The 12,834-nt window shown below is 46.5% G+C and carries 8 protein-coding genes; all 8 read right to left on the bottom strand.

What is annotated here, in order from left to right:
* Positions 1-37: 37 nt before the first annotated feature.
* The 8 genes from I5907_RS15635 to I5907_RS15600 all read right to left on the bottom strand — a co-directional run bounded on the left by I5907_RS15635 (position 38) and on the right by I5907_RS15600 (position 12,491).
* Entirely contained in the window at positions 38-1,462 is a 1,425-nt protein-coding gene (locus I5907_RS15635) for an NAD-dependent succinate-semialdehyde dehydrogenase (RefSeq protein WP_196991742.1), read from the bottom strand.
* A 223-nt stretch (positions 1,463-1,685) separates the two neighbouring features.
* On the bottom strand, positions 1,686-3,002 hold the full coding sequence (locus tag I5907_RS15630) for an aspartate aminotransferase family protein (RefSeq protein WP_196991741.1): 1,317 nt from the start codon (positions 3,000-3,002) through the stop codon (positions 1,686-1,688).
* A gap of 101 nt (positions 3,003-3,103) precedes the next feature.
* A complete protein-coding gene (locus I5907_RS15625) occupies positions 3,104-4,462 on the bottom strand; it encodes an NAD-dependent succinate-semialdehyde dehydrogenase (protein ID WP_196991740.1) in 1,359 nt (452 codons plus the stop codon).
* 80 nt (positions 4,463-4,542) lie between these two features.
* Positions 4,543-5,916 carry a RagB/SusD family nutrient uptake outer membrane protein gene (locus I5907_RS15620; RefSeq protein WP_196991739.1) on the bottom strand — a complete coding sequence of 458 codons (1,374 nt, stop codon included), beginning with the start codon at positions 5,914-5,916 and terminating at the stop codon, positions 4,543-4,545.
* Positions 5,917-6,139: 223 nt separating this feature from the next.
* Entirely contained in the window at positions 6,140-9,253 is a 3,114-nt protein-coding gene (locus tag I5907_RS15615; protein ID WP_196991738.1) for a SusC/RagA family TonB-linked outer membrane protein, read from the bottom strand.
* Between the two features lie 34 nt (positions 9,254-9,287).
* Positions 9,288-9,764: an Lrp/AsnC family transcriptional regulator gene (locus tag I5907_RS15610; protein WP_196991737.1), complete on the bottom strand. Its 477-nt coding sequence runs from the start codon at positions 9,762-9,764 to the stop codon at positions 9,288-9,290.
* Between the two features lie 604 nt (positions 9,765-10,368).
* Positions 10,369-10,578, bottom strand: coding sequence for a hypothetical protein (locus tag I5907_RS15605; RefSeq protein ID WP_196991736.1), 210 nt, complete (start codon positions 10,576-10,578; stop codon positions 10,369-10,371).
* 71 nt (positions 10,579-10,649) lie between these two features.
* Complete coding sequence (locus tag I5907_RS15600; protein ID WP_196991735.1) at positions 10,650-12,491, bottom strand: tail fiber domain-containing protein; 1,842 nt, start codon at positions 12,489-12,491, stop codon at positions 10,650-10,652.
* Between the last annotated feature and the right edge of the window lie 343 nt (positions 12,492-12,834).

The following is a 12,834-nucleotide window of genomic DNA, read 5'->3' as shown; positions in this document are numbered from 1 at the left end:
CTTGCTTGATTTTTTAGTGCTGGTTATATAAAGCTGCTTAACTTAAACCGCCCCAGCTGATCAGTTTCTTTTCCATGTATTCAAATAAACCTTCACTGCCGCTTTCGTGGCCAATGCCACTTTGCTTCCAGCCGCCGAAAGGCGCCTCTGTTGCATGTGGTGCCCATTCATTTATACCTACCATACCAAACTCCAGCGCTTCGGAAAAATAAAATGCGTCATTGATGTTATTGGTCCATACATAAGCGGCAAGCCCGTAGGGTGTGCTGTTGGCCCATGCCACCACATCTTCCCGGTGCTGCCATTTGATAACAGGCATCACCGGTCCGAATATCTCCCTGTTTACGGCCACATTGTCTGCAGCAACATTTGTTAGCAGGGTAGGAGGCACAAACCAGCCTTTGTCTGCAGGTATAGCCGCAGACGCTGTATGGGCGCCACTTTGTTTTGCATCTTCAATAACTTTCAATACCTGCTGCTGCTGCCGCTGGTTGATGAGCGGGCCCACCGCGGTGTCTGCATCCCAGCCGTAGCCGACCTTTATATTTTGCATAGCGTTGGTGGCTACTTCTACAAAATGGTCGTAGATGTCTGCATGCACAAAAAACCGTTGTGGCGAAACACATACCTGTCCTGCATTGCGCAGTTTTGCTGTAACAGATGAGACTGCCAGTGCTTCCACATTTACATCATGGTTAATGATAACCGGCGCATTACCGCCCAACTCGAGTGACAGTTTTGTATTCGTACGGGAAGCGCCATCCATTAATATTTTTCCTACCCGTGTGCTGCCCGTAAAACTTATCTTTTTTACATCTTCACTACTTAAAAATGCATCACCAATGGCAGCGGCATCTCCGTTTAAGTTATTAAGCACACCTGCCGGCAAGCCGGCTTCAGCCAATGCTTTTACCATGTTTGAAGTGGACAGCGGTGTAAACTCCGAGCCTTTCGTAACAAGCGTGCAACCCGCAGCCAGTGCTGCCGCCCATGCTCTTGCCGGGTTATAGGCCGGGAAGTTCCACGCTGTTATAACACCAACTACACCCATCGGTTGCCAGATGGTCATCATACGTTTGTCGTTGCGAATAGCAGGAATGGTTCTGCCATATGCCCGTTTGGCTTCTTCTGCAAACCATTCAAACAGGTTGGCCGCAACCAGCCATTCGCCTTTTGCTTCGGCAAAAGGTTTACCACTTTCCTGCACGGTATCGTTCGCATACGCGGTAACGTTAGCACGCATAATGTCCGCAGCTTTTTTCAATATGGCGCTGCGCTGGTATACATTGGTTTTGCTCCAGGTAACAAATGCGGCAGCAGCAACACTAATGGCTGCGTTGCAATCATGCACATCTCCCCAGGTAATGTCTGTAATCACTTCTTCTGTAGCAGGGTTAATGAGCTTTTCTGTTTTGCCCGATTGTGCCTGTACAAATTCTCCGTTGATATAATTTAAAACCATGATAATTTTTTTTATGTGTTAAGCTGCATTGCTACTATGAAGCTTTGGTTGTGTCACTCACTTGTACGCCGGTGCAAAACGCAGCATGGTGCGTACATGTTTTGTAAACAGTAACCGGCAGCCGGTACGAAAGCCGGAGCCCGCAGCTCATGCATGTATTGCGGTACAAGTGTGCGACGCAACAGGCGATGCCATGCAATACCAATGCCGGGTACACCATCTTTTATACATTTTCACTGATTACCTGTTCCAGTATATCAAGCCCTCTATACAACAGGTCTTCTTCTATTACCAGCGGGCTGAGAATGCGTATAACATTACCATGTAGGCCTGCGGTAATAATGACCAGGCCACGTGCTGCGCAGGTTTCCATGATCTTCCTGGTAAGCTCTGCGTTGGGTTTGGTATCGTCGCCATCTTTGATTACATCAAACGCAAGCATGGCGCCAAGGCCACGTACTTCACCAATAATAGTCGGGTATGTTTGCTGGAAATGCTCAAATCTTTCCCGCACAATGTTGCCCACTTTTACACCCAGCGCATTGATGTTTACTGCTTCCATGTATTCGATGGTGGCAAGCGATGCGGCACAGCAAACGGGATTGCCCGCATAGGTGCCGCCAATGGTACCGGGTACTGCGGCATCCATAATGTGCGCTTTGCCCATTACCGCAGCAATGGGAACACCGCTGCCCATACTTTTAGCCCAGGTAGAAAGATCGGGTGTTACATCATAATGTTCATAAGCAGCCCATTTACCAGTTCTGCCAAAACCACTTTGCACTTCATCGAATATGAGGAGTATACCTGCTTCATCGCAGAGTGTACGAAGCTGCTGTATGTACGCTTTGGGCGCAACATAAAAACCACCTTCACCCTGTACAAGCTCTATGATGATGGCAGCAACATCTTCGCTGCGCACATTGGATTTAAAGAACAGTTTCAGTTTTTGTATCTCCTGCGCTGCAAATGCTTCTTCTGACAGCGTTTGTTTTTTTGCGTTGTATGCGGGGTAGTCTACCCGGTACACTTCCGGCGCAAATGGCCCGCAACCAGATTTATAGGCCACCTTGGAAGTAAGCGACATAGCCATCATGGTTCTGCCATGAAAGCCGCCGCCATACGCAATTACAGCCGGCCGTTTTGTGGCCTGCCGTGCTATTTTTACGGCATTTTCCACCGCTTCGGCGCCACTGTTTACCAGCATTACCTTGGTAGCATCGCCATGCGGAAGAATGGACACAAGCTTGTCTGCCAGGTCGAGGTAAGTTTCATACACCGCCACATTGAAGCTGCTGTGTATTAAACGTGCGGCCTGTTCCTGTATAGCGGTTACAACAGCGGGAGGGCAGTGCCCTGCATTCAGCACGCCTATGCCGCCTGCAAAGTCAATCAGTTCTTTGCCATCGGCATCTACCATAATTGCACCATGTGCATACGCCACGCTGGATGGATTAAAAATACCCAGCGCATTTGGTACCAGCCTTTTCCTGCGCTGGTAGAGTTCATCTTTCTTAGCTATTGTTGCTACGCTTTCCATAAAGCATTCTTTTGTTACCGTTGCAGGCAGCCTGCCACCGGTGATTGGAAAATCTGTTTGCACCCACTGCCGGAACCAACGGAGATAAACCGGCAGGTATATTATGACCCTATATAAATGGTTTTGATATTCATAAATTCATGGATACCGAAGTACGATAATTCCCTGCCGTACCCTGATTTTTTTATGCCGCCAAAAGGGTAGCGCGTATCGCTTTTTACCAGTGCATTGATAAATACAGCACCCGCTTCCACTTCTTTTGCCAATGCTTCGGCTTTTTGTATATCAGCACTCCACACAGCGGCAGCAAGGCCGTACCGTGAGTCGTTGGCCAGTTGTATAGCTTGCGCTTCTGTTGATGCCTGTATAATACTGGCAACCGGGCCGAAGATTTCTTCATCAAACGCAGGCATGCCTTCCTGTACATTGGTCAGTAACGCCGGTGTAAAATTGCAGCCGCTTACATGCCCGCCTGTTACCAGGTGTGCGCCTTTTGTTATGGATGTCCTGAACTGCTGATCCAGTTTTGCTGCAAGGTCTGCTCTTGCCATGGGGCCTGTTGTAGTGGCGGCATTGAAAGGATCGCCCTGCTTTAGCTGGCTGATTTCCTGCTGCACGGCATGCGCAAATGCATCGCCTGCTTTGCCAACTGTAATAAAACGTTTGGCGGCTATACAGCTCTGGCCGGCATTCTGCATACGCGACATTGTGGCTACCTGTGCAGCCTTCTGCATATCGGCATCTTCGAGTACGATGACGGCATCACTGCCGCCCAGCTCCAGCACAGATTTTTTGATGGCTTTACCTGCCAGCGCACCCACGCTTGAACCTGCAAGTTCACTGCCTGTAAGTGTGATGCCCTGCACAATGTCATGGTTAATAATATCTTCGACCACATCGGTATCAATGATCAACGTTTGAAAAACACCTTCCGGGAAACCGGCCTCTGTAAAAATGCGTTCAATGGCCAGTGCAGTGCCGCACACGTTAGGCGCATGTTTCAACAGTGCTACATTGCCGGCCATGATGTACGGCGCAGCAAACCGGAAAACCTGCCAGAAAGGAAAGTTCCATGGCATAATGGCGAGTATGGCACCTGTTGGCTCAAATGTTACATAGCTGTTAGCTGCATCTGAAGGCTGTGGTATATCTTTCAGAAACGCTTCTGCATTGGCGGCATAGTACCTGCAACACGCGGCACACTTTTCCACCTCCGCTTTAGACTCTTTCAGCACCTTACCCATTTCGTTTGTAATCAGCGCCGCATATTCGTCGCGGCGGGCAATGAGGATGTCAGCCACTCTTTCCATCAACGCGCTGCGTTGCGCAAACGTGGTTCTGCGCCAGTGTTTAAATGCTTTGGCACTGTTGTTTAAGTATTGCTCAACTGTTGCTTTACTCATAACCTCATATGCTGCAATGGTTTCGAGCGTATATGGAAATATGGATTTAAATACCATGTTTTGATTCCTTATTTATTGATGTCTGATGATGTTTTTTTCCAACAACTTCTTACGGTTCACCGCTCAGGATTGCAACGCTAATACCCGTCATTCTGTGCTACCACCCCGTTTGTTGCGCTGATCTCTCTTGCAGGGATCGGCATGATCGGGTTTACGCCTTCACCAAGATAAGTACCTGTTAAGCCCAGCCTGGCAAGATCCGACAAACGATGACCCTCAAAATTCAGTTCCGCCCTGCGTTCATCCAGTATTGCCAGCAAATAATCATCTGCAGTTGGTACGTCTGACAGTTGCAATGCTTCCAAACCCCTGCTTGTTCTTAATTCATTTAATGCAGCCAGCCCTGCGCTGCTTCTGCCCAGCGCTTCAGCGTTGACCAGGTACATTTCCGCCAGCCGTATAATGTAGGCAGCGTTATCTTTGGTCGTTTCGCCGCGGTATTTTTGTGTACGGCCGTCCGGCTGAATGCTCACATCATTATTTTCAAAATCTACCAGGCTGCTGCGGTTGTCACCGGGTCTTGATTCAAAAAATGTATGCAGATCAGCATTTGCAATAAAGATCACATCACTGCGCAATGCATCATCTCTAAGATAAGTTGCAGCATTAAAAGCGCTGGTATTTTGCGGGTCAAACACGAGTTCGAAAATGCTTTCTTCCGTATTTTTTTCTGTGTATATTTTGGAGAGATCATCGGGGCCAAACAGCGCAAAACTTCCTTCCGCTATTACTGCGGCGGCGTTTTCTGCAGCGGCCTCATAATCGCCGTAGTAGAGGTAAACTCTTGCCAGTAAGGCTTTGGCAGCAGCAGACGACGCATACTGGTTGCCCTGGTAATTGTTGAACAGCCCGTCTGCCTGCGTAAGATCTGCAATGATCTGCTGGTACGATTGTTCTACTGTACTTCTTGCCACGCTTTGCTCCGGCGCATCTGTAGTTGTAACAACAGAAATGCCAAAGACAGAAGTCTTGTCCCAATGTTCGCCCCACGTTCTCAGCAGATCGAACTCTGCCAGCGCCCTTACAAAATAAGCTTCCGCCAGTGTGTTATCATGTTCATCTGCGCCAAGCCCCGGAACGTTGTCAATGTTATTGATAATCTTATTGGCTGTATAGATTGTATTGTAAATTGCATTGTATGTTTGCTGTACATAGATATTGGCAGTACCCACTGTCCTGGCCGCAATATCGTTCAGGTCTATTACATCGTAGCCACCCGTGGTGCCGTTGTCTGTATAGCATTCCGTAAACAATGGAAAATAACCTCCATAATAGTTGCGGTTCTGCAATGTGTTGTACATGCCTATCCTTGCATTGCGCAGCCCGTCAACAGTAGAGAAGATGGCATCATCGCCCACTTCGTTGGGAGAAACTACATCAAGAATTTTTTTGCATGATGTTGCAGTAAGCATGAGCATTGCAACGATGAGTATATATTGAATTCCTTTCATAGTAATGTTTTATTTGTTTACCGGCCGTGGTACCTTGTGGCATCGCCTGTTGTGTCACTCACTTGTACTGTTGAGCCATGTGCGGCAACGATGCATTCCTGCAACATGCGTACACGCATGAACAGAACGTGACCGTGCCCGTTGCCCGGCAATGTTCAAGGCGCTGAAGAGTGCGACGCAACAACAGCTTAATAGCAGTACTACAGCCTGGTTCATCATCTGCTTAAAAATTAAAGTTTACACCAAAAGTCAGTGTTCTTGCCTGCGGGTAAGCTGCGTAATCAACACCTGCTGTTTCGGGTGCATTGCCGCCATTGCTGCTTACTTCAGGATCGAAACCATAATACTTTGTAAACACATGCAGGTTTTGTACCTGTGCATATAAACGCAATGATGAGAATGCTTTTGTTTTCTTTGCTTTGATGGTATAGCCCAGGTTTACCGTGCGTATGCGAAAGAACGATGCATCTTCCACGAACTGCGACGAGTTTTGCAGGTAATTGGAGAAGATGAGCGACGCTCTTGGTATATCAGTCTGGTCTCCGGGATTGCGCCAGCGGTCGTTTACAATTGTTGCATTGTTGGCATATACCTGGTATAAAAATCCGTCTTCATCCCAGCCCTGGTCGCTCCAGCCAAGTGTTTGATAAGTACTGCGTATGAGGTTGTAAACCTTGTTGCCAACACTGAATTGCGACACTACGGAGAGGTCCCAGTTCCTGTAGCGGAAGTCATTCGTCCAGCCACCAAAAACATCAGGTGTTGCTCTGCCTAAGATTTTACTGTCATTATCATCTATTGTGCCGTCTTTATTCAGGTCCTCATACAAAGGGTCGCCTGTTTGCGGGTCTACACCGAGGTACTGAATGCCCCAGAAAGAACCAACGGATTCACCAACTTTCAGGATATGTGTGGGAAAAAGGTCTGAGTAAGCACTTACCAGTTCATTATCAGAATACAGCGATTTGATTTTGTTTTTGATGTAACTGATGTTGAACGAAGTGGTGTAGGTAAAATCTTTGTGACGGATAACATATGCATTTAAAGAAAACTCGAGGCCCGCATTTTGAATTTCGCCAGAGTTGATGGTGATTGACGGAAAGCCGGATGTAGCGGGCAATACAGCTTCTGCAAGCAGCTTCGTACGGTTGCCTTTGAAGTATTCTATAGAACCGCTGAATTTACCTTTGGCTATCTCAAAATCGAGACCGAGGTTCAACATCTTGTTGCGCTGCCATGTAAGGTCTTTGTTGCCCAGGTTTCGTGGACGAAGACCGGCATAACCATCGTACCGGCCGGGTGTCCAATAGCTGAGGTATTGAAAATTGCCTATTTCCTGGTCGCCTGTTAGACCATAACTTAAACGCAGTTTAAGATTGGTGAGCCATGCAACATCATCCAGGAACTGCTCTTTTGTAAGTACCCAGCCAACGGAGGCAGCAGGGAACAAACCCCAGCGGCCCGCAGGATCGAAACGTGATGAGCCGTCATAACGGGCACTAAGCGACACCAGGTATTTGGAATTGTAAGCATAGTTTGCCCTGCCGATGAATGAAACCAAACCCCAGCCGGTATTAAGATCTGACGCTGCGGTGATCGCAGATGCGCTGGAAATATTCTGCAGGCCGCTGCCGGCAGGAAAGCCCTGGCCACGGATAGAAGAACTGTTGATCTTTGACGACTGTACGGTGAAACCGCCAAAAAGCGTAAGGTCGTGTTTGTCTTTGAAGCTGTTTTGATACACCAGCGTATTTTCATTGAGCCAGGTGGTGCTCCTGTAACTGCCTTTGATTGCTTTGCCACCAACGGCTTCTGCATCGGTGGTGATGGGGTCAAAGAACTGATCGTCTGTAAGACTGGAAAAGTCTGTGCTGAATGAACTTCTGAACTTTAGATTTTTTACAATATCTATATCGGCAAATACAGAACCGATAAAACGATAGGCCGATGTATATGCAGTAATCTCTTTGGCTGATTTTACCGGGTTATCACTCAGCCAGCTTGCCTGGTATTCGGTGTAATCTGAGTATGAACCATCTTCATTGTACACCGGCTCCAGCGGTGATGCACCAATTGCGTTTGTAACAATACCTGTATAAGTGTTGTCATTGAAGCTTCTGCGGTTGCGGGAATACGTAAAACTGGCATTTGCACCGATCGATACACGGTTACTGACCTTATTATCTACATTCATACGGAACGAACCACGTTTGAAAAAGTTTTCAATTACAATTCCCTGCTGATCGAAATAATTGCCGGCAATAAAAAACTTCGTCTTCTCATTGCCGCCACGGGCAGAAAGTTGAATATTGCTGAGTGGTGCAGTGCGTAAAATTTCATCCAACCAGCTGGTATTAACGCCTGTGTTCCAGGAATCGGGTAATGTATTGGTAAGAATGGCCGGGTTAAAATCATCGCCAAACAATGAAGGATCTTCATTGTATAATTTAAGATCCTGCGCCCTTGCATCTTCAATTAACGCCACGAATTCTGAACTGCTGAGAAAGGGTATTTTACGTGCGGGTGTTTGAATACCTGTAAAACTGTTGAAAGCAAAATCTGTTTTACCGGCCTTACCTCGTTTTGTTGTAATCAACACTACACCGTTTGCTGCTCTTGCACCATATATTGAAGCCGAAGATGCATCTTTTAATATCTCTATTGACTCAATATCGTCCGGGTTAATATCTGAGATAGAACTTACATTCTGGCCGGCGCCCACTTCATTGCCATCGGTATCATAAGAGGTAGACAGCGACGAATTGCTTTCACTGATCATGGGAACGCCATCTACTACATACAGTGGATTATTCGTGCCACGTACGCTAACCAGTAAGCCTGCACCCGGCGTACCGGAAGGCTGGCTAACCAGCACGCCGGAAACCTTGCCCTGCATGCTTTGGGCCAGGTTGGCCACAGGCTGGTCTTTGAACTCTTTGTTTCTTACAGAAGATATGGCACCGGTAATATCGCTTTTCTTTTGCTTGATGTAGCCGGTAAGCACGACATCGTTCAAAACACTGACAGATTCTTCCATTTTTACATCAAAAGAAACAAGCGCCGGATTGAATGCTACTTCTTTGAGCGCATAACCCACACTTGTAAAAACAAGAATGCCCGAAAACTCCCGGGTACGCAAATTGAATGCACCTTCACCATCTGTTTGTGTGTTTTCTGATGGCTTGCCTTTTACCTGTACGGTTACACCGGGTAATGGTTGCCCGTCTTTGCCCGTTACTTTTCCTTTGAGCTGTGTGCCATCCTGCGCAGCTGCGGTAAGGCCATTTAAAGCCAATAGCAATGGCAATAAAAACAATAGCAGTTGTTTTACTCTCATAAGCGGTTTGGTTTTATGGTAAATGGCAGCAATGTTATTTTGTCCAGAGGTCTTTAACCAGATCAAGATCGGGCTGAGCTATTTTAAAAACCTTCAGGTACATATTTGTTTCGGTTTCGTACACACCTTCTATGGTATGTATTTTTTCCATCAGTTCGATGAGGTGGTCATTGTTGCGACACTGAACGTTTAATTCCAGGTCGTATTTACCGGAGATCATTGCAAGAAAACTTACCTCAGGCAGTTCTGATAATTTGCCTGCCGTATCCTGTATAAATTTTGCCGGCTTTACGCTGATAAAAATGCGGGCATATGCATGAAAGCCAACTTTTGCAGGATCTACACGACCAATGATCTGTACTGTTTTTTCTTCTGTTAACCTGGAAAGCCTGTTTCGTATGGTGCCGATGGAAACATCCAGATGTTTGGCGATAATGGTGAGTGACATTGCTCCATCTTTCTGTAACTCTCTAAGAATCTCAAAATCCAGCTTATCCATTTTTTCGTCCATTCTATGCAGTTTTTATAGTATTGGTAAATAAAAATAAAGTTTTTATAATAAAAACCTAGTAAAATTGAAAAATTTTAATTTACAAAGCTCTGACTAATCCTTGCCCTGTTCACAATGATAATATATAACAACAGGAACTGGTGGAGTTGCCTGCTGTCAATTAACTGCTTAACATTACTGCCAGCAAAAAGCACTATACTGTTGAAGGAAAAAGAAAATGCGTACCGTTTACCGTGAACACGGAAGTTACGAAGTATGTAAATAAGTACCATCAACCGTATATAATAAGTAGCAACAATACAACAGGAAACATCAGGCAATTTCATCAAATGCTATACGGATAAATTTTCATGTGGCCGGTATCTGTTGCAGATGGCTGCAATGCAGTTTTATTGCACAAAAAAAAGCTGTTCCCGTACAGGACAGCTTTCAATATTTGTGCGAAAGATTATGGTTGATAAATAACGGGCGCAGTATTACTGAAGTACAAACAATGAACTTAAGCAGATGTACTAAACTGAACGCTGCAGCCGCCATAAAAACGGAACCCTGAACCGAGCGTGGCAACAGGTGATGCCATAAAAAACCACTGCTGACCAAGCAATCATTCACACGCAACCGTAAACTCCACGTAGGTTCTTTTAAAGGCAGCTTCTTCATCATCTGTGCAAACCTCTTTTGTTTCGATAGTGGTTCCTTCGGGCCCCTGGTGTGCGGCGCAGGTTTTACACTGCTGCGGTTCATCTGCTTTTTTGCTGCAGGAAGCGGTCATGATTAAGAGGCAGGCAATTATTATATTGGTTAGCGTTTTCATACAAAAATATTTTAGGCTGAAAAAAAGCGGGCACCGTAGAAACGATGCCCGGGTGTTTCTAATACTACACTTTATTTAGCAACGATCATTCTTTTGGTTTCAATGTTACGGCCATCTACAATCAGTGTATAATTGTATGTGCCGGCGTTTAGTGCTGTCGCATCAATATTTACTACACCAGCCCCTGTTTTTAAACTGATCTGCCTGATGTTTTTACCGCCCATATCTGTAATGAGCAACGATGCGTTTACTGCATCTGCAGGAATGTTGTAACGTATGCTGGTGGTGCTGCGCAGCGGGTTGGGAACATTTTGTTCCAGCGCGGCATTGCTGAGTTTTACGTTTACAGCGCTAACCTGCTCTGCAGTTGGTGTTGCAGCAACTGCGCCAGTACCATTTAATTTTTTAAGCGCGTCTATCTGTTGCTGCTGTTCCTGTATGGCACGTATAAGCACCGGTATAATATCTGAGTACATTACACCCATGCGCTCTGTGGGCACTTTCTCTTTTTTCCCTGTTGCCTCATCCGTTCTGTATTCGTAATCTCTTACTACTTCAGGCAATACTTTTTTTAGTTCCTGCGCAATAAGGCCAACCTTGTCATCATTTGCTACCGCGTTTTTCCAGTTGAATTTTACAGCGCGCAGTTTCATGATTTCTTTCAGTCCGTAGTCGAGGTCGCGTATATTCTTTTTATCGCGTTCATCCGATGTGTTGATGGTACCATCAACCGCCCAAACATCTGTCCAGCGCAGGCTTGCATCGCCGAGGCCGCGCGCATTATCAGTAGAAGGATTGATATCAGAATTTGAATTGATGGTAAAACTTCCGCCGTCTGAGAATGTTTCCACAGATCCGAAGCCAACAGAGCCGTTTACATCCAGGTTACCGCCGATAAAAACGCTTCCGCCACCGGGGTTCAGATTGAGTGTATTGGCAAGGCCGGCGCTTCTTGCCTGTATTTCATTGTCATCAAACTGCAGGTTGGTGCCACCCGGAGAAGTACCTACAATCATATAACCACCGCCGGCCAGTGTTGCTTCTGTGCCGGTAGCCACGTGCAGTGTTGCATTGGGATTGACCGTGCCAATACCTACATTACCACCACTGGCTATACGCATTCTTTCCAGGTTGTTTGTTCTGAACGCAAGCCCCTGCAGATCAGTTGTACCAATAAAATCTGTTGCGGGGTTTGTTGCATCGTTGCCTCTGATGCGCCACAAACCGCTGCCGCTAAGGGTAAAGTTTGGATACGTGCCACTGGCAGATATACCGTTTGTACCCGTTAGAGAAACTACCTGGTCCGGTGCTGCATTCGTAAATGTTGTGCCTGCAAGGCTGAGGCCTGCGCCTGCAGTGTACGTGGTGTTTGCATCTGTGCTCCACGAAACATTTCCTGCACCATCGGTTTTCAGCACCTGGTTGTTGAGACCTCTTGCAGATGGCAGCAGGTAATTAACGCCTGTAGCAAAATTGCCGACAGATAATGCACCTGTGCCCGCATCAATGTAAAACACGGGCTGCGCTGTGCCGTTCCTGAACTCGTAGCGCACATCTGATGAGTTGAAGTAAAGGCCAAAGTCCGGATCGTTCTTATATTGGAAAGCATATTTGTTGCCGGCAACCTGGTATACGCCATTGCCATTGAACGATAGTTTGCCTAAAGAGTCTACCTGCATATTGTTGGCAGCAGAGCCAAAGCGCCAGGTGCCGCCAACGCCAAGCAACCTGCCACGCTCCAGGGCATTGGTGCGGAATACAAGATCGTTGGGGTCTGATGTGCCAAGATAATTTGTACCGGCAGCAATGTTGGCATTTCCATTGATGTTCCAGGATTGCGCATGTGCCACTGTGTTGCATGCAATAATGGCCGCAATAACCTGTGTGGCAGCAATGAGTTTTTTCGTTTTCATGTTTTATAGATTTTGTTTTGGTGTGTGTTGGTGTTTATACCTGTTACATTTTATTGATGATGATTGCTTTTTTGCAGGAAAAAAATGATGAGCCCGGCAGCAGTATATGCATGAAGCTGCTGTTGCGTCGCACTCTTGTACTGTATAACATTGTGCAACAGCGCCGGGTGTGTCTGCGCAGCAATAAACAAACTGTTTTTCCCGGGTGCAACAGTGCGTGTTTACAGTAACTGCCTGCGGGTTTTATCATGTTTGTGTATTGCATTATCAACAATACAAAGTTGCTGTGGCAGCAATGCTTTAGCAATACCACTTCTATGTTACAGGCCAGTGCGGTGTTGTG

Origin of the sequence: Panacibacter microcysteis (assembly GCF_015831355.1) — a bacterium.
Lineage (GTDB): Bacteria > Bacteroidota > Bacteroidia > Chitinophagales > Chitinophagaceae > Panacibacter > Panacibacter microcysteis.
This window is presented reverse-complemented; position numbering and strand designations above follow the sequence as displayed.